Here is a 26,304-nt window from a genome sequence, read left to right as displayed (position 1 = left end):
AAGGAGCCGCTAGGCTCCTTTTCTATTTCACTTCTCGGCCGTCGTATATTTTGCAATATAACGGTGGCAACATATGTACATTACCGTTTGGCAACTCACACTTTATCTCTGGGCCTAACGTACGACCACCGGATGCACCATTAGCATTAGTGGTTAACGGAATTATGGCAAAAGATATTACTAATAGACCAGATAAAAATCTCATAATAATCACCTTAATATAAACTTTAAATATCTACGTGCTTGTATAAACCGTGACTACGCAGAAAGGCAAGGTTGAATAGGGCTCTTATATCAAACTAAGCTCTTACTTCTTTACTATTCCCATTCCCCACCTCTAAATCGACACATTTCACTTGGAATATTCGTAACGTCGCCACTTGGCATCTTACATTCGACTATAGGTCCCAAATTAGTTGTACCGCCGTTTCCGTTGTTGTAGGCAAAGGAAGAAAAAGAAAAAATACCGCACAACATTAAAAAGAGAAGCTTATTCATAGTACATCCTCTTACTTACCAAATAAAAAGCACTCAACTTAAATGCTTATGCGTTAAGTATGTATCCGAGGATAAAAAGATCAAAAAATAATTCAATAAAGTTTTATTTTTTAAAATAAAATTAGATCGATAATTTACCTAGATATATTTCTATCTTATTGATTGTCGTGTGTTGAATAATTAAATAATAGGAAATGGTAGGTAGGGTATTAATAATATTACTAATACTTATTTTTTTCTCGATTTTAATTAAGGTAATGAAATGAAAGCAGTTGTTTAGATTAAAGTAATGGAGCATGATTTGCCCCATTACTTTGGCATAAATTAATTAGAATCAGGCTCAATGATTAAAATAATACCTTCAACATCGGTGATTCTTACGCGGGTACCGGCTGGAAGTGCTTGATCCGATTGTGCGGACCATGTGGTATCGGCTACCTTGATGCGATTGAGCCCGACGGAAAAGTCTTCTTCAAGGATAAGAGTACGCCCAATTAACTGCTTGTACTTTTGGTTCAGATCTCTTTCTTGGTCTTCTTGCTTGTCTTTAGACCATTGTCGTCGCCACCAAAGCCAGGTGGTGATTAAGCTGAAGCTTGCAAAGCAAAGCCATTGTAATTGCCAGCTCATTGGCAAAACGGTCATGATTGCTCCAACGATAAGTGCAGACACCCCGAGCCAGAGAAAATACCCTGCGGTACCAAGTAGCTCAACTGCTAAAAGAGCAAAGCCAAACGCTAGCCAATGCCAGAAAGAGATACCTTCCAGCAAACTAAAAAAATCCATAAATTATTCTTTACCTTGCTGTTTAAACATTTCTGCTATCCCTGCAACCGAGCCCATTAGTCCGGTTGCTTCTAATGGAAGCATAATGATTTTACCATTTTCGGCTTGACCAATGCTCTTGATCGCTTCGGTATAACCCTGTGCAATGAAGTAATTGACGGCTTGCATGTCACCTTTTGCAATGGCTTCGGAAACCATGTAAGTCGCTTTTGCTTCTGCTTGCGCGGCACGCTCACGTGCTTCTGCATGGAGAATAGCAGACTGCTTTTCACCTTCAGCTTTTAATATCTCTGATTGTTTATGACCTTCGGCCTTTAATATCTCAGCTTGGCGAACTCCTTCTGCTTCAAGAATTTCCGCACGCTTATTACGCTCGGCTTTCATTTGCGCATTCATTGCAGCGGTCAGATCGGCTGGTGGCTGGACATCTTTAATCTCAATTCGTGTGACTTTTACGCCCCAAGGGTTTGTTGCTTGGTCAACAATCGCCAACAGCTTAGAGTTGATCATGTCGCGTTGGCTCAGCATTTCGTCCAGTTCCATTGAACCTAAAACGGTACGAATGTTGGTAAGGGTCAAGTTTCTAATAGCGTGTTCTAAGTCGTTGACTTCATAAGCCGCTTTGGCAGCATCGATCACTTGAACAAATCCGACAGCGTCAATAACCACGTTAGCGTTATCTTTTGAAATGACCTCTTGCGCAGGAATATCGAGAACGCGCTCCATCATATTTACTTTTTGACCAACTTTATCAACGAATGGAATGATCAAGTTTAAACCCGGCTTTAATGTGTGGGTGTAGCGTCCGAAGCGTTCAACTGTCCAGTTGTTTCCTTGCGGAACCGTTTTAATGGCTGAAGATAAGATAACGACAGCAAGAACGACGAAAATACCGATGGTGATCAGTGAATCAATTGGCATAAGTTATTCCCTTAAGTGCATAATATTCGATCCATTTTTACCTATTTATAGACAATAGACAATTGAAGTTCTGAGACCTTTGAGAGGTTATTGGTCTTTTATATGACAAAGGCCGGAAACACCGGCCTTTGTTGTCTTATTCCTAGAAGAATGCGGCGCTTAGTACAAAATTGAGTAAAGCTGGCGACGATATTTGCTTGCTAATGCGTTACCTTGACCTAGCGCACTGAGAATATCCATAAAAGTCTTCTTCACGTCACCGTCTTGGGCGCCCAAGTCTTTTTTAAGAATATTCCACAGCAGTTCCAACGCTTCTTCATCCCGACCAACTTGGTTGTATTGTACCGCCAATTCACAAGCGAGTTCGAAGTTTGCCATGTCTGCTGCGTATGCTTGTTCTAGTCGCTGTAACTCAGGGCTATCTGCAGCCTGCAAATGCAGCTCGAGCTTGGCTATTAGGCTCTTGTAGTAGTTATCTTGATACTCGAGAGGGATAGCGTTCAGTAGTTCTTGGGCAATATCAAATTGTTTGGTTTCTAGCAAACAATCAGCCATCGCGAGTTTCACATCACCACGCTCTTGCAGCTCTGGCGGCAAAGTGTGGATGATGCTCAAAGCCTGAGCATGCTCACCTTGCTGAAGAAGTTCACTGACTTGTTTTAATAGTTGTTCATCTGGGCTTGGCAAATGCTTTTGTAGCATGGTAGCAATGGCATCAATTGGCTGGGGGCCTCCCAGACCATCGACGGCTTGACCATTTATAAACAGCGCGATAGTTGGCAATACTTGCACGCCAAATTGAGACGCTAAAGCGGGCTGATCTTCACAATTTAGTAGAGCAAGCGTAAATGCACCGTTGTACTGTTGAGCAAGAGATTGCAACTCAGGGAGTATCTGTGCGCTTTCTGGCTGAGCGTTGGCCCAAAAGTGGATCAAAACGGGCGTGTTCATTGATCCTTCAAGCGTTTCGCGAAAGTTCTGTTCTGTTATCTCAACGATAAATGGGGATTGCATCAGAGTATCCTTGCCTTGTGTCTTGTCGTTGATATTAGATATGGAGTTGATTTAGGTGAAATTCAAGCGACATTCACCATCAATAATGAATCATTCTATTTTGAGAAAACGTGAGGTAATAGAGTGAGGTTATTGCTGCTCAGGTGTTAGATAAAAAGAAAACGCTGCCGAAGCAGCGCAATTCTAATGCTATTTGTTAGTGCGGTATCAAAATAGGATGAACATGGTCAACACTACACCCACACTAAGCCAGTTAAGCTGATTTAATGTCATTGTTGCCTCGCAGTAGTATAAACATTGCTACAAAACGTAATGGGTGGCGATACCAAATCTAAGCAACTCAATCACTTTGGGCGAAAGAATCCCCGTTGAATTGCGTAGAAATTGATTCGTTTAGTTGAGGTTTTTTTAACCTACATGTTCATAATGACATCACATTGTTACGGTGAAATTACATTTCGACAAAACTTTTTTATGCAGCCTGTCGCAAAATTTTATCAAGTACACGGGTTGGTAATAGTCTTTTCAAGACTGCGAATAATTTAGTCGGTGTAGTAATTCGATAACGAATTTTCGGTGAAACGCTAGTTAATGCATGAAGAACTGGTGCGATGCAAGACTCTGCAGGCAAAACAAATCGATTATTAGACTTGTCGTTGTTGAGTCGCTCTCTTTGTCCTTCATAAGCATGACGATGGGGGCTAGATTCAATATCAACCCACTTCTCAAAGGCTCGTAATGCATTGTTTCTAAATTGAGTTTCGATCGGTCCTGGTTCTATCAATGCCACTTTGATATTCGTATCCGCAAGCTCTAGCCTGAGCGTATCTGTCCAGCCTTCTAAGGCAAATTTTGATGCATTATAGGCACCACGGTATTTCATTGCGGCAAAACCAAGAACAGAGCTGTTTTGTATGATGCGTCCTTCGCCTTGCTGGCGCATATGAGGAAGCACCTCTCTGACCAACTGGTGCCAACCAAAAAAGTTGGTCTGAAATTGATCTTGAAGAGCCTCGGTGGGTAAGTCTTCCAGTGCTCCGGGCTGACCATAGGCACCATTATTGAACACTGCGTAAAGCTTACCTTCTGCTAACTCTAGCGCTTGCTTCACGCCCGAAGAAATGCTTTCTGGGCTATTTAGGTCTAGATTGATGCAGGTTAGCCCTTCATTAATTAGGCGCTGGACATCTTGTTCTTTCCTACAAGATGCAATGACATTAAATCCCTTGTTTTGTAGGGCGTGAGCGCACACGTAACCGATGCCGGTTGAACAACCCGTAATAAGAATCGACTTTTTCATAATTTAATTTAAGACTCAGAAACATTGATTAGAGCCATCATTCATCAGCTCCGGTCATGAAGCAAGTGCTTGAGTGCTGGCTCTATTCTGGAGTAGCTAAATTTAAAGCCCAGTTCGGTGAGTTTTTTGGGTTTGGCTCTCATGCTATCGAACAATAAGCAGGAAGATTCTCCCATTAGGAGTTCAATCGCCCATTTAGGCGTGAACAAGATATGCGGACGTTTGAGCGTTTTAGCTAGTGTACCGCTGAATATACGATTAGTCACAGGATGGGGGGCGCACATATTGAATGCACCGTGGGCATGTGGTGTTTCAAGCAAGTACATGATGGCGCGGACCATATCTAGGATGTGAATCCAAGGCATGTACTGATTACCGTTCCCAAGTGGGCCGCCTACGCCAAGCTTGTAAGGTAATAGCATCTTTGCCAACGCACCACCATTGAGGCCGAGTACCACGCCAGTTCTCATTAGACAAACCCGAGTTTGCTCCGACTCTGCGCGCTTGGCTATTTGCTCCCACTTTGCACAAACCTCGTGAGGAAAGTCGTCGCTATTAACATGTAAGCACTCATCAAACGGATGATCTTGTTGATCACCATAGTAGCCAACTGCCGAGCCACTAATAAAAACAGAGGGAGGTTCGGTACTTGCGTGGATCAGCTCAACAATTTGCTCGGTAATTTTCCAACGACTTTTGCAGATTTTTTCTTTTTGCTCGCTGGTCCACCTTTTATCCGCAATAGGCTCACCGGCAAGATTAATGACGGCATCAACGTGATTGAGATCGGCGAACGATTCGAGCGAGTCAAGGTATTCGATATTACCCAGATCAGCATGCTGTAGGCGTTGTTTTGCTCGCTCTGGAGAGCGTGTAAGTAGCATAACTTGGTGAGTTGATAGCAGCTTGAGCAACTCCGAGCCAATAAACCCAGTGCCACCTGTGAGTAATATCTTCATGTTATCTCTTTGAATGTACACGTATTAGAACATTATAGTCGTTTTGTGCTTAGCTTGATCATCTCAACACCATTATTTCTAGGATAGTGACAAGCTGACAGAGAGGCTATTAACTTCACATATTAGAAAATATGTAACTAAATGTTATAGATGGCGCTAGTGCATTCACGGTAGAAGAGTGAAATCTATGCCAGACTAGAAGTTATCGCTCATTGGAACGAGCGTAATCAGTTTGCACAATCAAGGAGGATAGGCATGGAAGCATTTGTTGCGCTTTTTCGAGCGCTCCTCAATAGTGCTCGTGACTTATTACCCATCATCATTGTTATCACTTTTTTCCAATTAGTCGTTTTGCAAGAGCCGCTGCCCAACCTGGTCTCCATTCTTTTTGGCTTGTTGCTTGTCGTTTTAGGATTAACCTTTTTTATCTTTGGCCTAGAACTTGGTCTTTTTCCTATCGGAGAGAGTATGGCTCAAGCCTTTGCAAAAAAAGGCAGCGTGTTTTGGTTATTAGTCTTTGCGTTTTGTTTGGGGTTTGGCACCACGATAGCTGAACCTGCATTAACCGCGGTAGCGGAAGAAGCCTCAGAAGTTGCGGCTGAGGGCGGAATGATCGCTAACTCAGAGCAGTCCATGCAGGATTACGGAGAAGGACTTCGAGTAACAGTAGCTCTCTCTGTGGGGATAGCCATCGTTATCGGCGTTTTGCGTATCTTAAAAGGGTGGCCGATTCATTACATGATCATTGGTGGCTATGTAGGCGTTGTAATACTGACGTGGTTTGCACCTGAAGCCATTATTGGCGTCGCTTACGATTCCGGAGGTGTAACCACGTCCACCATAACAGTACCTTTGGTCACTGCTCTGGGCGTCGGTTTAGCGTCTTCTATTAAAGGGCGCAACCCTATGGTGGATGGCTTTGGTTTAATTGCTTTTGCCTCGCTGTTACCGATGATGTTTGTGATGGTTTACGGAATGGTCGTAACATGATTTCAATTGATCATTTCCTAGACACTTTATTATCGACCGTTAGAGATGTCGTTCCCATCGCCAGCATTATTTTTGGTTTTCAGTTAGCCGTGTTAAGGCGTCCTGTTAGCAACCTTAAGAAAGTTTTGCTTGGGTTCGTTTATGTGATTTTCGGGCTAGCTCTTTTTTTACTTGGATTAGAAATGGCGTTGTTTCCACTTGGGGAGACGATGGCTGTGCAATTAACGGCGCCGGAGTTTTTACAAGAGTTCAAAGTATCTGTAGGTAAAGCCTTAATGTGGGTCGACTATTATTGGGTTTATACCTTCGCCTTTTTTATAGGCTTTAGTACCACGATTGCAGAGCCTTCTTTAATCGCTGTAGCGATAAAAGCAAACCAAGTCTCTGGAGGCAGTATCAGTATTAACGGCTTGCGCGTAGCCGTTGCGTTTGGGGTGGCAATTGGTATTGCATTAGGGAGTTACCGGATTGTCGTGGGCGATCCCATTCATTATTACATCATCGCGGGTTACATCGTCGTTGTGATTCAAACGTTTTACGCTCCTAAGCTTATTGTTCCACTCGCCTACGATTCTGGAGGCGTAACAACTTCTACTGTCACTGTCCCACTTGTAACTGCATTAGGGTTAGGGCTTGCTTCGACCGTCCCTGGAAGAAACCCAATGATTGATGGCTTTGGCTTGATCGCGTTTGCCAGTCTATTTCCTATGATCTCTGTGATGGGCTATGCGCAAATAACCCAGTGGCTGAATAAAAACGTCTCGGAGGAAGAAGAAAATGCGCTTTAAATTGATACTTGCGTTTGTTGAAGACAGCAAAACAGACAAGGTGTTGGACGCTGCACGCGATGCTGGTGCGACCGGTGCTACAGTGATTAACAATGCTCGCGGGCAAGGTTTAAATCAAAAGCGAACGTTTTTTGGTTTAACGCTAGAAGTGCAAAAAGATGTGCTGCTGTTTGTGGTCGAGGAACATCTCTCTCGACACATATTAGAAACCATTAATGAGGTTGGTGAATTTGACAGAGAGTCGGGGCAGGGCATTGCTATTCAGATCGATATTGAAGATGCAGTCGGTGTCGCGCATCAAGTAGAAACGTTGACCAAAGTGGTTGAGGATGAATTATGAGCAGTCAAACGATAATTAGAGTTCGAGATGTTATGGCGGCAACGTATGTGATGGTTGATGGACTGATGACCGTATACGAAGGCATAACGCTAGCGAAAAAATACCAAGTCAAAGCGCTGGTGGTGAAAAAGCGAGATGATAATGATGAATATGGCATCGTGTTGATGAATGATATCGCCAAAAAGGTGCTGGCGAATAATCGTTCTCCTCAGCGCACAAATATTTATGAAATCATGACCAAGCCCGCTTTGTGTGTCGAACCAGATATGAACGTAAAATATTGTGCCCGTTTGTTTGAGCGATTTGGCATAAGCAGAGCGCCGGTCATTGAAAGTGGCGAGGTCATTGGGATGGTGAGTTATAACAATATTGTCATCAATGGTATGGTGCGAGAAGAAGTGTAATAGGTTGATATAAATGAAAAATCAACGATTTTTTCTCAAGTCAGCGACTGTTACAAAGAACTAAAATATTTAATATATGTTAGGTTGCATATGTGTTGATTCACCATTATTCTTTGCGCCCTAAGCCTAATGTCGAGGAATCTGTATCATGCCTTTAGTCTCTTGCCCCGTGTGTGAGAAACAAATCTCAAAACGCGCTCATGCATGTCCAGGATGCGGAGAGCCCGATCCGCTGCACCATCTAGCCAAATCAAAATTTATGTCGATGGTGTTTTGGATACTGGTGTTGGTTGGAACAGCGTATGCAGCATGGTTCTATGTTTTGCCTATGGTCATTGAATCATTGCGCTATCAGTAGTATTCAAACCGTCGTAGGTTGAGCTGCTAAAAAAATGCCGTAGAATGACCTCATACTTTTTGAGGAGACAATGTCGTGAAACTATTTTTTGCCTCAGACCTGCATGGCTCTTTGCCAGCAACTAAAGAAACCATTGAGCTATTTCTGGCCTCTGGTGCGCACCACATGATTTTGCTAGGAGATACGCTAAACCATGGGCCGCGAAACCCTATTCCGGAAGGCTACAACCCTCCACAGGTAGCAGACTTATTGAACCAATACAGTGATCAAATTATTTCTGTACGTGGCAACTGTGATAGTGAAGTGGACCAAATGCTATTGAAGTTTCCAATGATGATGGATTACTCATGGGTGCTACTTGAATCTGGCAAGAGAATCTTTTTGACTCATGGTCACTTGTACAACTCTGAAAAACGGCCGCCACTGCGCGAAGGTGATATCATCGCCCACGGGCATACACATGTTCCCGTCGCAGAGATGCAAGATGGAGCCATTATATTCAACCCAGGCTCGATGACATTCCCACGTAATGGCTTACCGAGAAGCTTTGGTACTCTAGAAGACAATAAGCTAACGGTAAAAACGCCAGAAGGCGAAGTATTAGCACAAACCATGATTTAACGGTTTTACTAAGTAAAAAAATAGGGAGCGAATTGCTCCCTATTTTGTGTCTGAATGTCCTAAATCGCGTTCTGGGTCGATAATGTCTCTAACGCGCTGTTTTAGCACCTTGGCTTCAGGAAAGCCGCTGTCTTTTTTCCGTTCCCAAATTTGCTGGCCATTACAGAAAATTTCGAAGCGACCACCTGTGTCTGGGTGTAAGCTGATTGTTTCTATTTCTTCACTAAAAGTATGCAGTAATTCTTGCGATAGCCAAGTTGAACGCAACATCCAGTTGCACTGGCGGCAGTAATAAATATCAATGATTGCTTTATCCATGAAACTTTCCTTTTAATCTTTTTAAACCAGCAACTTGATGCCCACCGCAAACGTGAGAATTTCGAATGCAACTTTAATCACTCTGTTACTGTATCGAGTCGCGGCCCATGCGCCTAAACTGCCGCCTAGAAAAGAGCTTAACAATAAAACAGGTAACCAAGCCCAGTGAATAGGCGCCCCTGCCTGTACGACGGCAATGCCTCCAATGCCATTCCAAAACAGGCCGACACAAATCATGGTGTAAGCAACGGCTTGTTTGTAGTCGTAACCAAACCAGCGCACCAAAAATAGTGTCACGAGCAAACCAGAACCTGCGGTAAGAGATCCGTTAATGATGCCGATGAACAGTAAGCCAATTCCACCAATAACCCAACCAATAGGATGACGGTTGCGTATTACTTCAGCTTGGCCTAGCGATGTCTTAAATCGCGAGTAGATACCCAGCGCTAGGATCATCGTGCCGAGCATCTTTTCCGCGATACCATCAGGGATCTGTACAATTAAGTTAGCCCCTAAAATCACGCCAATACTGCCGGACAAGATAAGGTAGAGCGCGACTTTCCATTTAATAGTGCCTGATCTTAAATGCGTGCTTGCTGCGCCTAAGCCTAAAGCGACCGAAGCCACCTTATGTGTGCCTAGCGCAACGGAGAACGGTAAGCCGAGAAAGATGAGTAAAGGGAATTGAAGCAAGCCTGCTCCGCCACCAGAAAGTGAAGCCAGCGTGTTGGCGATTAGTGAACCGAAAAAAAGGGTAAGGGTATCTAGCCAATCCATAAGCAAAACAAAGGGGGCGTCTTGCCCCCTTATCATCCAATCAAAATTAGTTTTTAAACAGTACCGAAGAACCGTGGTTCAAGCTAGTGAGCAATAGTGTTTTTTCGTTCACGACGTCAATACGACGACTTTGCTCCGCATCTAGCTTAAAAATTTGAGTAATCAAACGTAGCTGTGCTTCGGAAAAGTCTTTTGATTGAGAAGATGAAATATCTTTAAACTCCGAAGGCGAGACCAACAAATAGTTGTCACTTACTTCCCAGCGGCCTTTTTCCGAGATATTTATCGTTGATTCTGCGGTTGAACCTTGAGCGAATAGTTTGATATTTGCTACGCGAATATAGTCACCATTAGGGAGATATTTCACGTTTGATTCAACATTAACTCGGCGTAGTGGGCCGACAGTATCGTCAGGCAAGCTGTCTGTAATGACTGTCACCATGGTCGACTGCCATTCGTTTGCTGTGAGGAGCTGCTCCACTTTTAGGTCACTTCCCCAATACAACCAACTACTGAAAAGAACGGATACGGCCAAAACCGCAGATGCTAATTTAATCTTCATATTGGCCTCCTTTATTTGCAGATGTCTGTTGGATCGTTTTGACCTGCGAAAATACGCAGTGTTACGTTCTCGTAAGAGTGGTTACTGTCATGAATGTAGTTCAGAATCAGCTGGTTATTTTGTCCACCAGTGGCAATCACTTCCACTGGCAACGAGTCTTCTGCATGGTGCTTCACGTAGCGCTCAATGCATTGCTCTATTGAAGGCAACCAGTTGTTGATTTGAGGGTGATTTACAGGTGTCATCACTGGTACATTTTGATACTCACCAATTTGACGGAATTGGGATTCCGCAGGGTTCGTGAATAACAATACGCAAACAGGAAGCAGCAGAGACAAAAAGATAATGACACGCGGTAGCCAGTTAATCGTGTTAGATGCTGGCTTCGGCTGAGTTTTAGTTGGCTCTACTTGAGGCTCAATATCAGCAGTAGTATCGGTCACTACCTCTGTCGGTAGCATATCGCTCGCTTCTAACTCCACTGCTGGCGCTTCTTGTTCAGAAGAGGTTTCTTCAGCGTCAGTGTTAGAGTCAGTAGAAAATGGGCTCAAGCGTTCCACTGAACAAATGAGTTGGTAGCCACGTTTAGGTACCGTTTTAACAAACTCTGGAGATTTTGTTGAATCCTTCAACATCTTACGCAGAGTAGAAATCGCTTGAGTCAGGCTTGAGTCATCCACCTCAAAACCTTGCTCACGCCAAACAAACTCGTGAAGCTCGTTACGGGTTAAAACTTCGTTTGGTCTCTCTGCCAACATCAGAAGTATACGGCTTTCGTTGCTTCCTAATCGTACAACGTCGTTGCCGTTTTGTTGGTCAGCGAGCGAATTACTATTTGGATCAAAGGTGAACCTTTGAGCAAGTAGAAATTTGGTGCCAATGTTAGTCATTTAGTTCTTCTTAGATGGATGATGTTGTAATTATGGTGATTTATGTCACAAAATTACCGGGGCGCTTGGAGTGCGCACGACATTTTAGATGCTTTTAGACGGGTAGGATAATTAAAATTTTCTAAAAAAACACCGTTTTTAGCAATATTGACCTTGAATTTACATTTGTCAGCCACATGTTAAATGACATCTCGGTAAGGTGATTTCAAGGGGAAAGTCACAAACTTGTCCCTATGAAAAAGCCAATTAGTTTAGATGTTATGGAGCACACATGAGCGAAACCGTATCTCAAAATAAAGAAACTCGTGGTTTTCAATCAGAAGTAAAACAACTACTGCATTTAATGATCCATTCTCTTTATTCAAATAAAGAGATCTTTTTGCGCGAGCTGATCTCTAACGCATCAGATGCATCAGACAAACTGCGCTTTCAGGCGTTATCTAACCCAGATCTATACGAAGGTAATGCAGACCTTTGCGTGAAACTGTCGTTTGATGAAAGCGCAAATACCTTAACCATTTCTGATAACGGTATCGGTATGAGCCGTGATGATGTGATTGAGCACTTAGGAACAATCGCAAAATCTGGTACAGCTGAGTTTTTCTCAAAGCTATCTGAAGAGCAGAGCAAAGACTCTCAGCTTATTGGTCAGTTTGGTGTTGGTTTCTACTCGGCATTTATCGTTGCTGACGCCGTTACCGTGCGCACTCGCGCTGCGGGTCTAGCCGCTGATGAAGCGGTACAATGGCACTCAGCGGGTGAAGGTGAGTACACCATCGAAAACATTACCAAAGAGTCACGTGGTACCGACATCATTCTTCATATGCGTGAAGAAGGTAAAGAGTTTTTGAATGAGTGGCGTCTACGTGACGTTATCAGTAAGTACTCTGATCACATCGGCATTCCTGTTTCAATCCAAACTGTCGTTCGTGATGACGAAGGCAAGGAAACAGATGAGAAGAAGTGGGAGCAAATCAACAAAGCCCAAGCACTGTGGACGCGTAACAAATCTGATATTTCAGAAGAAGAGTATCAAGAGTTCTACAAACACGTATCACATGACTTTGCCGATCCCTTGGTCTGGAGTCATAACCGTGTAGAAGGTAAAAACGACTACACGAGCTTACTATACATCCCATCGAAAGCACCTTGGGATATGATGAACCGCGACCACAAATCAGGCTTGAAACTGTACGTACAGCGCGTATTCATTATGGACGATGCAGAGCAATTTATGCCGTCATACTTACGCTTCGTACGTGGTTTAATAGACTCAAACGATTTACCGCTAAACGTATCGCGTGAGATTTTACAAGACAATAAAGTGACTCAGTCTCTACGTAATGCTTGTACTAAGCGCGTGCTAACGATGCTCGAGCGTATGGCCAAGAATGACGAAGAGAAATACCAATCATTCTGGAAAGAGTTTGGTCTTGTGATGAAAGAGGGCCCTGCGGAGGACTTTGCAAACAAAGAGAAAGTTGCAGGTTTATTGCGCTTTGCTTCAACTGAAGTGGACTCTTCAGAGCAAACTGTGGGCTTGGCGTCTTACGTTGAGCGCATGAAAGAAGGTCAAGATAAGATCTACTACTTGACGGCAGACAGCTATGCAGCTGCGAAAAACAGCCCTCACTTAGAACAGTTCAAAGCGAAAGGCATTGAAGTTATTTTGATGTACGACCGCATTGATGAGTGGCTGATGAACTACTTAACTGAGTTTGATGGTAAACAGTTCCAGTCAATCACTAAAGCTGGGCTTGATCTAAGTCAGTTTGAAGATGAAGCAGAAAAAGAGAAGCAAAAAGAAACCGAAGAAGAGTTCAAGTCGGTTGTAGAGCGCACGAAGTCTTACCTAGGCGATCGTGTGAAAGAAGTTCGTACGACCTTCAAACTCGCATCTACGCCTGCTGTTGTGGTAACGGACGATTACGAAATGGGTACTCAAATGGCGAAGCTTCTTGCGGCAGCTGGTCAAGCTGTGCCGGAAGTGAAATACATCTTTGAGCTAAACCCTGAGCACAAATTGGTTAAGCGTATGGCTGACGAAGCCGATGAAGAAGCGTTTGGTCGCTGGGTTGAAGTTCTGCTTGGTCAGGCAATGCTAGCGGAGCGAGGCTCTATTGAGGATCCAACAGAGTTCTTAGGAGCCGTTAATCAACTTTTGACTAAGGTGTAATAACCTCTGCAAATCAAAAAGCTCGCATTTCGCGAGCTTTTTGTTTGTTGTCGCAAAATTTTGCATCTCAAGTGCTGAGTTAATAATCAATAGGGCGTGAAAGAGGGTACTGTTAACATTCTTTAGTCTTAATACACTCTTTGCTCAGAGAACCTGTGATAGAATCTGCGACTTGAATGTGAGTAATAAGGCGTGTATTTTTGCTCGCCTATATACGTTATACCGAAACTTATCGTTGCAGGTGCTTCTCAGGTTTGATGTCTAAGAGGTCAGCTATTGTGAGCTTCGGTATAAATCTTAAATATTAAAGAGGATAAATCATGCGCATCATTCTTCTAGGTGCTCCAGGTGCAGGTAAAGGCACACAAGCAAACTTCATCATGGAAAAATACGGTATTCCACAAATCTCTACTGGTGATATGCTTCGTGCTGCTATCAAAGCAGGTACAGAGCTTGGTAAACAAGCTAAAGCTGTTATTGACGCTGGTCAGCTAGTTTCTGATGAAATCATCCTTGGTCTTATCAAAGAGCGTATCGCTCAAGAAGACTGTGCAAACGGTTTCCTACTAGATGGTTTCCCACGTACTATCCCTCAAGCTGACGGCCTAAAAGAAATGGGCGTAGACGTAGACTACGTTATCGAATTTGACGTTGCAGACGATGTAATTGTTGAGCGTATGGCTGGTCGTCGTGCTCACCTTCCTTCTGGTCGTACTTACCACGTGGTTTACAACCCGCCTAAAGTGGAAGGTAAAGATGATGTAACTGGTGAAGATCTTGTTGTTCGTGATGACGACAAAGAAGAAACAGTACGTGCTCGTCTAGGTGTTTACCACGAGCAAACTGCGCCGCTAATCAACTACTACGGCAAAGAAGCTGAAGCAGGCAAGACTAAGTACCTTAAGTTTGATGGTACTAAGCAAGTAGCTGAAGTTAGTGCGGATATCGAGAAAGCACTATCTTAATTTGCTGAAGTCAAAAATTTAATATTTTGATATATTGAAAGCGGCCCAAGTGGTCGCTTTTTTAGTTTACTCGTAAACATATATCTAATTAACTTCAGCTCGGCTATTCGTTACTTCGAGGTTACTTAAATATATGAACCAAGCCGTTTACCATGAATAGGATGTTATGAAAGAGAATAATAAACAGGGTGTACTCCTAGTTAACCTGGGAACTCCTGACGCACCAACCGCTCCTGCCGTAAAGCGCTTTTTAAGTCAGTTTCTTCATGATCACCGAGTGGTAGACATGACTCGATGGCTTTGGTGTCCACTATTGCACGGCGTTATCCTTCCTATCCGAGCTCCTAAAGTTGCCAAACTCTATCAATCAGTATGGATGGAAGAGGGCTCGCCGTTGATGGTGTACTCTAAACGCCAAACTGAAAAGTTAGCACAAAAGCTTGATATACCTGTAGAGCTTGGTATGACGTATGGTAACCCAAGTTTACAATCAGGCTTTGAAGCCCTATTGGCGCAAGGCGTTGATGAAGTCATTGTTTTACCTTTGTATCCGCAATACTCGGGCACAACAACGGCAGCGGTTTCTGACGGAATCACTAAAGCATTTAAAAACCTGCCGGTGATGCCAGGCTTTAGCTTTATTCGTGATTATTACAATCACCCGAAATATATTGAAGCGTTAGCGCATTCAGTTCGTGAACATTGGCAAAAGAATGGCCAGGGAGATTACCTGCTGTGTTCTTATCATGGTATTCCAAAACGCTATGCTGACAATGGTGATGTTTACCCACAGCATTGTGAAGAGACGACTCGCTTGCTTGGGAAAGCGTTAGGTTTAAGCGAACAACAAATTGGCATGACGTATCAGTCCCGATTTGGGAGAGAAGAGTGGCTTCAACCTTATACCGATAAGACCCTAGAGGCACTTCCTGCAAAGGGTGTGAAAAATATTAATGTTGTGACCCCTGCATTTTCTTCAGATTGTTTAGAGACGTTGGAAGAGATCTCGGAAGAGTGTAAAGAGATTTTCCTTGAAGCAGGTGGTGAAAACTTTACCTACATCCCTTGTTTGAACGATAGTGAACTTCATATCGAGATGATGGTTGAGTTAGTTCAATCTAAACTTTAGATACAAAAAAGGGTCGCAATAGCGACCCTTTCTACGTTTAGTTGAGCGATCAAGCAACTTGTACTTGCTGCTCTTCTACTTGCTCTGCCGTGCTGTGCGTATTTTCAGCGCCATGCATCCAGCGAACGAGTGTATTAGAGAATAGGAGCAAAATTACGCCACTTACGGTTGCGCTGACCGCAATACCACTAAAGATAGCCATAGCGCCTAACTCGCCTACGTGAGAACCCACATAGCCCGCAACATAGTTAGCAATCGCATTACAGCCAAACCATGCACCCATCATAAGTGAAGCTAAGCGAAGCGGTGCTAATTTAGTCACCAATGAAAGACCAATTGGTGATAAACACAGCTCGCCTAATGTGTGGAAGAAGAAAGCGCCGACCAACCATAACATCGATGTTTTTACTGTTGTATCTCCACCTTGTTCTAGCACTGCGCCAACCATACAAAGGAAACCAATCGCCAAGAAAAATAGTGCCATCGCAAATTTCACTGGCGAAGTAGGTTCACGTTTACCCAATTTTACCCAAAGGACAGCCAGAACTGGCGCTAGAGTAATAATGAAAAATGGGTTTAGTGATTGGAACCACGCAGCAGGAACTTCGAAACCACCAATCATGCGATCAGTATATTGTTGAGTGTAGATGTTCATCAGACCACCAGCTTGTTCAAAGCCTGCCCAGAAGACAATAGTGAATAAGCTCATGACCAGAATTACTTTTAGTCGATTCACTTCTTCTTTGGTGAGTGGCTGCTTCGTGGTGGCGTTTTTGTTGTTTAGATCTCGTTTCGCCGCTGGTTCGCGACCAATATCACCAAGCCATGATTGAGCCAGTACCATTTGCATCACTAGGCTAACCAGCATACCCACACCAGCGGCAACAAAGCCAGCTTTCCAACCGTAAGAGGTTGTCACAGAGCCAGAAACGACGCCGGCAAGTAATGCACCTAAGTTGATACCCATATAAAAGATAGTGAATGCGCCGTCACGACGGTTGTCACCTTCTTGATAAAGGTCGCCAACCATGGTTGAGATATTTGGCTTAAAGAGACCGTTACCAGTGATAAGTAGGCCAAGACCTAAATAGAAACTGTGTAGCGAACCAATACCTAAAGCATCAGCAGGAAGTGCAAGAGTAAACTGGCCGATGGCCATTAACGCGCCACCAAGCAAAATTGAGCGACGTTGACCTAAATAGTTATCTGCTAGGTAACCACCGATAAGAGGCGTGATATACACAAGCCCTGTGTATATGCCGTATAGGTCTAATGCGTCTTTGGTTGACCAGCCAAGGCCGCCATTCATTGTTGTATCAGTAAGGTAAAGCACGAGAATGGCACGCATTGCGTAGTAAGAAAAGCGTTCCCACAGTTCTGTACCGAACAATAAGAACAGGCCACGCGGATGACCAAAATATTGATGTTGGTTTGACATAAGCTCTTCTAATAATAGTTATTACATTTTTTAACGACTTCTACGTATACAATGCAATTCAACGAGTGACAAATAATAAAATTTTGCCATTCAACTATTTTTGTTTGTTAAGTGGCTGTTTTTGATTGGATTTGCAGATTATATGATGGTGTATTGGTTGTGTTACAAACTTAATTTCCATTTTTGCCTATGGACTTCTTTATCGTAAGTTGCTGAAAAATGTCGTTAATGCGAGCGATGTATAATCATACTTTTATAGATAAACTGAATATCAATGACTCAACTTTGGCTTAATGCTAGGATAAAAACAAAATAGAATTGGCTAGTAAAAAGATGAAACGTTGGTATCTACTTTATTGTAAACGTGGGGAGCAGGTTAGGGCGAAACAACACCTTGAAAATCAAGGTGTAGAGTGCTTTTATCCAACTGTAGAAGTTGAGAAGATTTTGCGCGGTAAAAGACAAAAAGTCGAGGAACCGCTGTTTCCTTGTTACGTATTCGCTTACTTTGATTATGAGCAAGGGCCAAACTTCACCTCAGTCCGCTCTACTCGAGGTGTTGTTGACTTTGTGCGTTTTGGTGCTCAACCGAAAGAAGTTCAAGGTGACTTGGTCTTCGAATTGATGCAGCTAGAAAAGTGTTGTAATGACAATACCGTTTCTGAATGTATGCCAAAACCAGGCGATCAAATTAGAGTTAAAAGCGGTCAATTTGCGGGCATAGATGCCATCTTCCAAGAACAAGATGGTGAGAAACGCTCAATTATGCTAGTTCAGATGATCACCAAGCGTGTGCCTGTCAGCATAGACAATAGTGATTTAGATTTAAAATAGCCTAATTCCATCAAACATAAAAAGAGGTGCAAAAGCACCTCTTTTTGATCGTATCTAATTTTCTGTCTGTTTTAAAAGGGTTGGACGAACCGACCCTTATCTTTATCGTAGAGAATTAGTATGAGTCGTTGTGAACGGTCTGTACTGCACGACCTGATGGGTCAACACAGTTTTGGAACGATTCATCCCATTCAATCGCCTTCGCTGAAGAACACGCTACTGAAGGGCCTCCTGGTACACACTCTGCTGCTGATGGAAGTGGGAATAACTCTTCAAAGATTTCACGGTACACGTAGCCTTCTTTTGTCGTTGGCGTGTTGTATGGGAATCGATATTGAGCTGTTTCCATCTGCTGGTCTGTCACTTTCTGTTCCGCGACTTCTTTCAGCGTATCGATCCAGCTGTAGCCAACGCCATCAGAGAATTGCTCTTTTTGACGCCATGCGATCGATTCTGGCAGGTAGTGCTCGAAGCACTCACGAAGGATGTGTTTCTCCATTTTACCGTTGCCACACATCTTGTCTGCTGGGTTCAAGCGCATTGCTACATCTATGAACTCTTTATCTAGGAAAGGTACGCGTCCTTCAACTCCCCATGCTGCCAGCGACTTGTTAGCACGAGCACAGTCGAACATGTTCAGAGCAAGCAGTTTACGCACTGTCTCCTCGTGGAACTCTTTCGCGTTTGGCGCCTTGTGGAAGTAAAGGTAGCCACCAAAGATTTCGTCAGCGCCCTCACCAGACAATACCATCTTGATACCCATCGCTTTGATCTTACGACCCATTAAGAACATAGGTGTTGATGCGCGGATAGTCGTCACGTCATACGTTTCAATGTGGTAAATCACGTCACGAATCGCGTCCAAACCTTCTTGAATCGTGTACGTCATTTCGTGGTGAACGGTACCAATTTGGTCGGCAACTTCGCGAGCGGCTTTCAGGTCAGGCGCGCCTTCTAGGCCAACAGCAAAAGAGTGCAGTTGAGGCCACCAAGCTTCAGACTTTTCATCATCTTCAATACGCATCGCTGCAAAGCGTTTTGCTACCGCAGATGTAATAGAAGAATCTAGACCGCCTGAAAGAAGTACACCGTAAGGCACGTCAGTCATTAGTTGGCGTTTAACAGCCGCTTCTAGCGCTTCAGTCAATTCTTCTTTGCTAGTGCTGTTACCTTGTACTGCTGCGTACTCGTTCCAGTCACGAACATAGTAACGTGTTGGCTCAGTATCTTTAGAGCTGTAGTAGCTACCAGGAGGGAATTCACTTACTGTTTTACATACTGGAACAAGAGCCTTCATCTCTGATGCCACATAGTAGTTACCATGCTCATCGTGACCTTGATAAAGAGGGATAATACCAATATGGTCACGGCCGACTAAATACTCATCTTTTTCTTCGTCGTAGAGAACAAAAGCGAAAATACCGTTTAGTTCTTCAAGGAGATCTGCCCCCATATCTTGGTAAAGTGCAAGAATGACTTCACAGTCTGAATCGGTTTGAAATTCGTACTTTCCTTCGTAACGAGCACGAATTTCTTTATGGTTGTAGATTTCACCATTGACGGCAAGGATGAGCTTCTTATCAGGGCTGTATAGCGGCTGTGCACCACTATTTAGACCAACAATCGCCAAGCGCTCGTGCGCTAAAATAGCACGCTCTGAAGAGTAAATCCCAGACCAGTCTGGGCCACGGTGACGAAGTTTTTTCGACATCTCTAATGCGATAGGGCGCAATGCGGCTGCATCGCTTTTAATGTCTAAAATGCCAAATACTGAACACATACTACATCCTTACTAAACTAAACAATTTCTAATCGGTATGGTTTAAATTTGCCATTACTAATAAAAAAAGCAACGTTTTGTGATTAAAAAAATGATAAAAGGCCTTGTTGTATGGAAAATATTTAACTCAACCGTTGTTTTGGTGAATGAGATCAAGGTTTGGTATAAAAACTATACAAAAAAGGCTTTCTATCAATAGAAAGCCTTCCGAAAAATATCAGTGCTGTTGCTTATTTAATTGGTGTGAATTTAGGTTGAAGTTGTTTACAGACGTGTCGAGCAAAACCGCTACCAGCTTCACTATAAATATTGAATGCTGCGTCAACGCCATTTTCAAGTAAGCCTTCCAATTGATCTGGGTATTCGGCGATAGCGGCAATTTGCCCCTTATATTTTCTGCGTTTAAGCTGCTCAAGTGCTGTTTGGTTACCTTGATGATGTGGCATTGCAAGCAGAACCAGTTTTACATGACCTGTATCTAAAATTCGCTCCCAGAAATCCGGGTCGGTGGCATCACCAGAAATAACATTTCTTCCTTCTGAACGATGATGATGTGCAGCGTCTTCACGAATTTCTATACCCAATGAAATTTTGCCATAGCGTGAGCGTAGCTCATCATAAGCGCCCGTCCCAATACGCCCCATACCTAAGATCAATACTTGGGCATGACCTGGGTTGATGAGTTGGTCGCGTTGATTGAGCTTTTCTACCGCTGTCTCTTGCAGCCACTTACCTGAATGTTGATAAATTTTATGGCTAAGGCGGTTAAGTGGCGCGGAAATTACAAAGGATACCGACACCGCAACCGCAATCGCAGCAAGCATATCACTTGGCATCCAGCCCATTTTATAGGCCAACCCAGCAACAATAAGACCAAACTCACTGTAGTTAAATAGTGATAAAGAGGCGAGCAAAGAGGTACGTACTCGAAACTTAAAATGATTAATAGTGACGAAGTACAAGAGTCCTTTGATTGGTAGCAGTAAGATAAATAGCAGGGCGAGAACGACGCCATTCACGCTCAATGAGGCGGATAAACCAATGTTCAAAAAGAAGCAGACTAAAAAGAGCTCCTTCATATTGAATAATGACTTGGATAGTTCTGAGGCTTTTGGGTGACCTGCGAGTAGCATGCCTAAAATTAGCGCGCCCAAGTCTGGTTTCATCCCGACCAACTCGAATAGCCCAGCACCGACAACAAGCGCGAAGAAAATACCGAATAGCACCAGCATTTCGCCGTGGCCAACTTTATCGAGCAGCTTATAGAATAGGGGACGAAGGAAAGGCAGTGCGAACAAACCGATGGCATACCATTCTGGGACTTTTCCGGTTGAAGCAGTCAGGAATACTACGGCAAAAATATCTTGCATAACCAAGATACCGATCGCGAGTGTGCCGTAGGTCGCGTTCATTTCGCCTTTTTCTTGCAATGCTTTTACGGCAAAAACGGTACTAGAGAACGATAGTGCAAAAGCTAAAAGCAGGATTTGGCTGCCGTCCATACTGGCTAGCGAAGTCAAGCCCAGTAGTTTTAAGCCGGATAACGCTAGGGCAAAAAACGCGGTAGAGAGTATGTTGTGGGCGGTTGCCCCTCCCCATATTTCTTTGGACAGCAGGGTTTTTACATCGAGTTTGAGTCCAATAGTAAACAGAAGAAGAGTAACACCAAGATCTGCGAGAGTGACAATAACGTCATTGCTTTGGTAACCAAATGCATGCAAGCCAAATCCAGCTAGTAGAAAACCAACGAGGGGAGGGAGGCTGCATTTAAGCGCAATAAAACCAGCTAAAAAAGCGGCTGTAATTAGAATAATTTCCATACTGTTGAGCTGTATTCCTGATATACAAAAACGGGCTGTGAAAACACAGCCCGAGATTGTAACTCAATTGGTTGTATAAACTTAGTCTTCCAGTAACTTTTGTAACAAAACTCCGTTTAGCATAGCGCGTTTAATCATCGCAAATGCGCCCATCGCTGGCTGCTTATCAATGTGAGAAGCCACGATAGGGAGGTCGTTATGGAAAGTTTTAAGAGATTGATTCTCTACGTTGCGTTGAATTGCAGGGAAAACAATATCTTGTGCTGCAGTAATATCGCCAGCAATTACAATTTTCTGTGGATTAAATAAGTTAACCGTAATCGCAATCGCTTTACCTAGCTGGTTGCCCACTCGCACTAAACTCTGTTTCGCAAGTTCATCACCATTCATTGCGTGCTGACATACCGCTTCAATTGTGATGTTTTCAAGGTCGGTTAAGCTTGATTCGTATCCTTGAGTAATCAGTTGCTTCACTCGTTGAATAATCGCTGGGTTTGCAGCTACGGTTTCTAAACAGCCAAAGTTTCCACATTGGCATTGCTCACCAAGCGGGTCAATTTGGATATGACCAATTTCACCGACGTTGCGGTTAAAACCAAGAAAAACCTGGCCGTTAACGATAATACCTGCGCCAGTACCGCGGTGGACGCTAACCAAAATAGAATCCTGGCAGTCTTGGCTTGCTCCAAAGTAGTGCTCAGCCAACGCCATGCCACGTACGTCGTTGCCAACAAAGCATGCTGTATTAAACTTCTCTCCAACAATTTCACCGAGAGCAAGATTATCGATATCGGTATTAGGCATGTATTCGACCACGCCAGTTGTTGGGTTAACAAGGCCCGGTAAAGTGATGCCGATAGCGATGAGTTGATCAATTTTGTCTTCGCAACGGCTTACGAAATCTTTTAATAAATCGATAAGTCCTGCGATTAAGTCTGCTTGGTTAGTGTAGTGCAGTTCATGCTGATCTTCTGCCAGCGCGGTACCACCTAAATCGTATAAACTGAACTGTACGTAATCTCGACCTAAGCGAACGGCAATCGAATGAAAAGGTTTGACTTCAGTAGTCAAAGAGATCGCACGACGACCACCAGTTGAAGCTTGTTGGGCGACCTCCTTAATAAGGCCGCGCTCTAAAAGTTGGCGGGTTATTTTGGTAACACTAGCAGGCGCGAGCTGACTCACGTCCGCGACTTGAATACGGGAGATAGGACCTTGCTGATCAATCAGCCTATATACCGCAGCGCTGTTAAGCTGTTTTACTAAATCTACATTACCAATCTGTCCGCCATTCATGCTTAATTTTGCTCGTATTGTCCGTTAACAACCGTCGCTTTTACTTTAAAGTCACGATCGAAAATAGTCAGGTTTGCAACCATCCCTTTTCGAACTCGGCCAAGGCGATCCTCAACACCAATTGCTGTTGCTGGGTATAACGTGGCCATTCGTAGAGCTTCGTCTAAAGCGATCCCCGCGTGCTCAACTGAATTCTGAACTGCTTCAATCATTGTCAAAGCTGAGCCGCCTAGCGTGCCATTTTCATCAACACACTTACCATCTCGGTAATATACTTTCTTACCGACAAAAATAAAGTGATCAATGTTAGCACCTGCTGGAGCTGTGGCATCCGTCACCAAAACAAGCTTTTCACCTTTGATTTTATGAGCAATTCGGATGTTTGCGTAGTCGACGTGAAAACCATCAGCAATAATGCCAGCATATACGTCAGGAGTATCGTAAATTGCACCAACAACTCCTGGTTCACGACCAACCATTGGTGTCATTGCATTAAAGAGGTGTGTAGCAAAAGTAATGCCTGCTTCAAAGCTTTTACGTGCTTCGGCGTAGGTTGCATTTGTGTGGCCAATTGAAACCACGATGCCAGCAGCCTTTAATCGCGCAATATGCTCTGGGTCGTTATGCTCAGGTGCTAGTGTTACTTTCGCTACGATATCGGCGTTTGCGCAGATAAGGTCGATCATGCTTTCGTCTGATGGGCGAATAAAATCGACGTTATGGATGCCTTTTTTCGCGACGTTAAGGTAAGGACCTTCGAGGTGTAAACCAAGCGATTGATTTTGATACTTGTTGTGGTACTCACGAGCTGCGGCAATTGCAGTTCGCATATCTTCATCAGATGACGTAATGAGTGTTGGCAGGAAGCTAGTACAGCCAGATTTGAGGTTTGCCTGGTGCATGATTTGCATGGTTTCAGGGGTAATTGCATCGTTTAGCATTACACCGCCACAACCGTTCAACTGCAGATCGATAAAGCCTGGACTTAGACTAGCGCCTGCAAGGTCTTTTACTTCGATGTTTTGAGGTAGCTCAGAAACCGGCACAATAGATTGAATAAGATCGTTTTCGATGATGACCGCATGATCGGTAAGAACATCACTACCGGTATAAATTTTACAGTTACTTAGCGCGTACATAGTCAGCTAGTCCTTATAGATGAGAATTCAATTTCTATATCGTTATCTAAGTAGAGACTGCTTCAGTCATATGGGTACTTAGTTTGTATCACTGAATTAGATAACGAGTCACATACAGCAAGTCGCGTTTTATCGATGTTATTGTCATAGTAACTAACTGAAAAGTAATAATTGTATGGTTTTTTATGATTCTTTTTCAGAGCAAAGTTACAGTGATTTACCCGCCTAGATACCAAAATAACACTGATTCTGCCTTGCATAAAGTGCGAGAATATTATCTTTAAAACGCCATTTTTTTGTATAATAAAATAAGTTTTATGATCTCGCTAGCAAAAACCTTCCGAAAGGGCAAATTGTGGTGATTATGATCACAAACGGTGAGCTTTTAATTTGCGGAGCAAAATTAATATCATAAACTTAGGATGACTAAATTGGACGGCTGAAATAAGTCATTCAACATAACATCTAATCCTATAGGGGGAACTTAAGGTGAACATTCTCGGATACTTCCAGAAGGTGGGTAAGGCGCTTATGGTGCCGGTTGCCACACTTCCTGCAGCAGCAATACTCATGGGTATTGGCTACTGGATCGACCCAAATGGCTGGGGCGCAAACAGTGCACTTGCTGCATTTCTTATTAAAGCTGGTGCAGCGATCATTGACAACATGTCAGTATTGTTCGCTGTTGGTGTTGCTTACGGAATGTCTAAAGACAAAGATGGCGCCGCTGCACTTTCAGGCTTCGTGGGCTTCTTCGTTGTCACAACGCTTTTGGCCCCTGGTGCAGTATCACAAATTCAAGGCATTGACCCAAGTGAAGTACCTGCTGCATTTGGTAAAATCAATAACCAGTTCGTCGGTATCTTGGTTGGTATTGTTTCTGCTGAGTTGTACAACCGTTTTTCTCACGTAGAGCTGCACAAAGCACTGGCGTTTTTCTCTGGCAAGCGTCTTGTACCGATCCTAACGTCTTTTGCTGGTATCGTTATTGCGTTCATCCTGATGTACGTTTGGCCATCAGTTTACGGCGGTCTGGTAAGTTTTGGTGAAAGCATTCAAGGTATGGGTGAAGCAGGTGCAGGTGTTTACGCATTCTTCAACCGTCTTCTAATTCCTGTTGGTCTGCACCATGCACTAAACTCAGTGTTCTGGTTTGATGTTGCTGGTATTAATGACATTCCAAACTTCCTTGGCGGTGCGAAATCATTAGCTGAAGGCACGGCAACGGTTGGTGTTACGGGGATGTACCAAGCGGGCTTCTTCCCAATCATGATGTTTGGTTTACCAGGCGCTGCTCTAGCGATGTACCATACTGCGAAATCAAAGAATAAAGAGAAAGTGGCATCTATCATGATTGCAGCTGCGTTTGCTTCATTCTTTACAGGTGTAACAGAACCACTTGAATTTGCATTCATGTTCCTTGCTCCAGGACTGTACGTTCTTCACGCAGCGCTGACTGGTCTATCAGTTTATATCGCGGCATCAATGCAGTGGATTGCAGGTTTCGGTTTCTCTGCTGGTTTAGTCGACTTAGTATTGTCAACTCGTAACCCGCTAGCGGTAAACTGGTACATGCTCATTGTACAAGGTCTTGGTTTCTTTGCGGTTTACTACTTCGTGTTCCGTACCGTGATTGTTAAGTTTGGCCTTAAAACACCGGGACGTGAAGATGATGAAGAAGCTTCATCTAACGTGGCTGGATCAAGCAATTCTTCAGAGCTTGCTCGTCAGTACTTGAAAGCACTTGGCGGTCATGACAACCTAAGTTCTATCGATGCCTGTATTACTCGTTTGCGCCTTTCTGTGAAAGATATGAGCATTATCAATGAGAAAACTCTGAAAGATCTTGGAGCTATGGGAGTTGTGAAGCTAGGTACAAACAACCTACAAGTTATCCTTGGTCCACTAGCAGAGATTGTTGCTGGTGAGATGAAGAATGTATCTAAAGATGAAGACTTAAGTGGTGTTCAGTTACCAGCTTAACTGTTTAATAGTGGTGCGATTGTTTGTTATTGGTATTGCAAACAATTGATACTACAACATCGCAAAAGGCCTCCGCAGGAGGCCTTTTTTCGTTTAGGCCCTTTGAATCTGCTTTGCTTTCACGCCAACTCGATAAATATTGTCGTTTTAGAGCGAGTTCTTGTTGTCTAATTGCTTAGAATTGTGGATCATTAGGAACAATGTACTCTGTGAAACCA

Annotated in this window: 27 protein-coding genes; 11 read left to right on the top strand and 16 right to left on the bottom strand. The window is 43.5% G+C overall.

All coding sequences use genetic code 11. From position 1 onward, the window contains the following. Positions 1-22: 22 nt before the first annotated feature. From R7Q41_RS18900 to R7Q41_RS18870, 7 genes are all read right to left on the bottom strand, one after another. Positions 23-205 (bottom strand): hypothetical protein, encoded by a 183-nt coding sequence (locus tag R7Q41_RS18900; protein ID WP_080960102.1) that lies wholly within the window; start codon positions 203-205, stop codon positions 23-25. A gap of 113 nt (positions 206-318) precedes the next feature. After that, on the bottom strand, positions 319-498 hold the full coding sequence (locus tag R7Q41_RS18895) for a hypothetical protein (protein WP_021707680.1): 180 nt from the start codon (positions 496-498) through the stop codon (positions 319-321). Between the two features lie 324 nt (positions 499-822). Next, on the bottom strand, positions 823-1,284 hold the full coding sequence (locus tag R7Q41_RS18890) for an NfeD family protein (RefSeq protein ID WP_047102904.1): 462 nt from the start codon (positions 1,282-1,284) through the stop codon (positions 823-825). Between the two features lie 3 nt (positions 1,285-1,287). After that, the gene (locus R7Q41_RS18885) at positions 1,288-2,205 is read right to left on the bottom strand and encodes an SPFH domain-containing protein (RefSeq protein ID WP_047102903.1); all 918 of its coding nucleotides are present in this window, start codon (positions 2,203-2,205) and stop codon (positions 1,288-1,290) included. Positions 2,206-2,364: 159 nt separating this feature from the next. Next, entirely contained in the window at positions 2,365-3,219 is an 855-nt protein-coding gene (locus R7Q41_RS18880) for a co-chaperone YbbN (protein WP_005388628.1), read from the bottom strand. Between the two features lie 472 nt (positions 3,220-3,691). Beyond that, entirely contained in the window at positions 3,692-4,519 is an 828-nt protein-coding gene (locus R7Q41_RS18875) for an SDR family oxidoreductase (protein ID WP_025766996.1), read from the bottom strand. Between the two features lie 44 nt (positions 4,520-4,563). Beyond that, the gene (locus R7Q41_RS18870; RefSeq protein ID WP_065274254.1) at positions 4,564-5,478 is read right to left on the bottom strand and encodes a TIGR01777 family oxidoreductase; all 915 of its coding nucleotides are present in this window, start codon (positions 5,476-5,478) and stop codon (positions 4,564-4,566) included. A 255-nt stretch (positions 5,479-5,733) separates the two neighbouring features. Between R7Q41_RS18870 and R7Q41_RS18865 the strand changes: the two genes are divergently transcribed. The 6 genes from R7Q41_RS18865 (at position 5,734) to yfcE (ending at position 8,979) form a co-directional block, all read left to right on the top strand. Continuing rightward, positions 5,734-6,468, top strand: coding sequence for a DUF1538 domain-containing protein (locus R7Q41_RS18865; protein ID WP_005382077.1), 735 nt, complete (start codon positions 5,734-5,736; stop codon positions 6,466-6,468). Beyond that, positions 6,465-7,256 carry a DUF1538 domain-containing protein gene (locus R7Q41_RS18860; RefSeq protein WP_005382078.1) on the top strand — a complete coding sequence of 264 codons (792 nt, stop codon included), beginning with the start codon at positions 6,465-6,467 and terminating at the stop codon, positions 7,254-7,256. The genes R7Q41_RS18865 and R7Q41_RS18860 overlap by 4 nt, the downstream gene beginning before the upstream one ends. Next, on the top strand, positions 7,246-7,596 hold the full coding sequence (locus tag R7Q41_RS18855) for a P-II family nitrogen regulator (RefSeq protein ID WP_005382084.1): 351 nt from the start codon (positions 7,246-7,248) through the stop codon (positions 7,594-7,596). The genes R7Q41_RS18860 and R7Q41_RS18855 overlap by 11 nt, the downstream gene beginning before the upstream one ends. Further along, positions 7,593-8,000, top strand: a complete 408-nt coding sequence (locus R7Q41_RS18850) for a CBS domain-containing protein (protein WP_031781352.1) — start codon at positions 7,593-7,595, stop codon at positions 7,998-8,000. Before R7Q41_RS18855 ends, R7Q41_RS18850 begins: the two co-directional genes overlap by 4 nt. Positions 8,001-8,148: 148 nt before the next feature. Continuing rightward, positions 8,149-8,358 carry a hypothetical protein gene (locus R7Q41_RS18845; RefSeq protein WP_005382086.1) on the top strand — a complete coding sequence of 70 codons (210 nt, stop codon included), beginning with the start codon at positions 8,149-8,151 and terminating at the stop codon, positions 8,356-8,358. A 75-nt stretch (positions 8,359-8,433) separates the two neighbouring features. Continuing rightward, on the top strand, positions 8,434-8,979 hold the full coding sequence (yfcE, locus tag R7Q41_RS18840) for a phosphodiesterase (RefSeq protein ID WP_138939153.1): 546 nt from the start codon (positions 8,434-8,436) through the stop codon (positions 8,977-8,979). Positions 8,980-9,018: 39 nt separating this feature from the next. On the opposite strand, the gene R7Q41_RS18835 is transcribed toward yfcE, so the two are convergent. The 4 genes from R7Q41_RS18835 to R7Q41_RS18820 are packed head-to-tail and all read right to left on the bottom strand — an operon-like array spanning position 9,019 to position 11,526. Beyond that, positions 9,019-9,297, bottom strand: coding sequence for a SelT/SelW/SelH family protein (locus R7Q41_RS18835; RefSeq protein WP_005382088.1), 279 nt, complete (start codon positions 9,295-9,297; stop codon positions 9,019-9,021). Between the two features lie 21 nt (positions 9,298-9,318). Beyond that, a complete protein-coding gene (locus R7Q41_RS18830; RefSeq protein ID WP_033906922.1) occupies positions 9,319-10,074 on the bottom strand; it encodes a sulfite exporter TauE/SafE family protein in 756 nt (251 codons plus the stop codon). Positions 10,075-10,120: 46 nt separating this feature from the next. Next, complete coding sequence (toxS, locus tag R7Q41_RS18825) at positions 10,121-10,636, bottom strand: transmembrane regulator ToxS (RefSeq protein WP_005382091.1); 516 nt, start codon at positions 10,634-10,636, stop codon at positions 10,121-10,123. Positions 10,637-10,647: 11 nt separating this feature from the next. After that, complete coding sequence (locus R7Q41_RS18820) at positions 10,648-11,526, bottom strand: transcriptional regulator (RefSeq protein ID WP_005389626.1); 879 nt, start codon at positions 11,524-11,526, stop codon at positions 10,648-10,650. Positions 11,527-11,797: 271 nt separating this feature from the next. Here R7Q41_RS18820 and htpG point away from each other — a divergent pair, with 271 nt between their 5' ends. The 3 genes from htpG to hemH all read left to right on the top strand — a co-directional run bounded on the left by htpG (position 11,798) and on the right by hemH (position 15,796). Further along, positions 11,798-13,702 (top strand): molecular chaperone HtpG, encoded by a 1,905-nt coding sequence (gene htpG / locus R7Q41_RS18815; RefSeq protein WP_053303298.1) that lies wholly within the window; start codon positions 11,798-11,800, stop codon positions 13,700-13,702. Between the two features lie 320 nt (positions 13,703-14,022). Further along, on the top strand, positions 14,023-14,667 hold the full coding sequence (gene adk, locus R7Q41_RS18810; protein ID WP_005382094.1) for an adenylate kinase: 645 nt from the start codon (positions 14,023-14,025) through the stop codon (positions 14,665-14,667). A gap of 166 nt (positions 14,668-14,833) precedes the next feature. Continuing rightward, entirely contained in the window at positions 14,834-15,796 is a 963-nt protein-coding gene (hemH, locus tag R7Q41_RS18805; RefSeq protein ID WP_064353706.1) for a ferrochelatase, read from the top strand. 49 nt (positions 15,797-15,845) lie between these two features. On the opposite strand, the gene R7Q41_RS18800 is transcribed toward hemH, so the two are convergent. Continuing rightward, on the bottom strand, positions 15,846-17,234 hold the full coding sequence (locus R7Q41_RS18800; RefSeq protein ID WP_005382097.1) for a peptide MFS transporter: 1,389 nt from the start codon (positions 17,232-17,234) through the stop codon (positions 15,846-15,848). 333 nt (positions 17,235-17,567) lie between these two features. On the opposite strand from R7Q41_RS18800, the gene rfaH reads away from it, so the two are divergent. Then, complete coding sequence (rfaH, locus tag R7Q41_RS18795) at positions 17,568-18,068, top strand: transcription/translation regulatory transformer protein RfaH (RefSeq protein WP_005382098.1); 501 nt, start codon at positions 17,568-17,570, stop codon at positions 18,066-18,068. Positions 18,069-18,183: 115 nt separating this feature from the next. Here the strand turns inward: rfaH and asnB are convergent, their stop codons facing one another. From asnB to nagA, 4 genes are all read right to left on the bottom strand, one after another. Then, a complete protein-coding gene (asnB, locus tag R7Q41_RS18790; protein ID WP_005384979.1) occupies positions 18,184-19,848 on the bottom strand; it encodes an asparagine synthase B in 1,665 nt (554 codons plus the stop codon). A 230-nt stretch (positions 19,849-20,078) separates the two neighbouring features. Then, on the bottom strand, positions 20,079-21,668 hold the full coding sequence (locus tag R7Q41_RS18785) for a cation:proton antiporter family protein (RefSeq protein ID WP_005384981.1): 1,590 nt from the start codon (positions 21,666-21,668) through the stop codon (positions 20,079-20,081). An 81-nt stretch (positions 21,669-21,749) separates the two neighbouring features. After that, a complete protein-coding gene (gene nagC, locus R7Q41_RS18780) occupies positions 21,750-22,964 on the bottom strand; it encodes a DNA-binding transcriptional regulator NagC (protein WP_318144628.1) in 1,215 nt (404 codons plus the stop codon). A 2-nt stretch (positions 22,965-22,966) separates the two neighbouring features. Beyond that, on the bottom strand, positions 22,967-24,103 hold the full coding sequence (nagA, locus tag R7Q41_RS18775; RefSeq protein WP_318144627.1) for an N-acetylglucosamine-6-phosphate deacetylase: 1,137 nt from the start codon (positions 24,101-24,103) through the stop codon (positions 22,967-22,969). 489 nt (positions 24,104-24,592) lie between these two features. Between nagA and nagE the strand changes: the two genes are divergently transcribed. After that, a complete protein-coding gene (gene nagE, locus R7Q41_RS18770; protein ID WP_318144626.1) occupies positions 24,593-26,086 on the top strand; it encodes an N-acetylglucosamine-specific PTS transporter subunit IIBC in 1,494 nt (497 codons plus the stop codon). Positions 26,087-26,304 lie beyond the last annotated feature (218 nt).

It is taken from the genome of Vibrio sp. 2096 (genome assembly GCF_033339595.1).
Classification (GTDB): domain Bacteria; phylum Pseudomonadota; class Gammaproteobacteria; order Enterobacterales; family Vibrionaceae; genus Vibrio; species Vibrio alginolyticus.
Note: the sequence above shows the minus strand (reverse complement) of the source record. Positions and strands in the feature narration are given on the sequence as shown.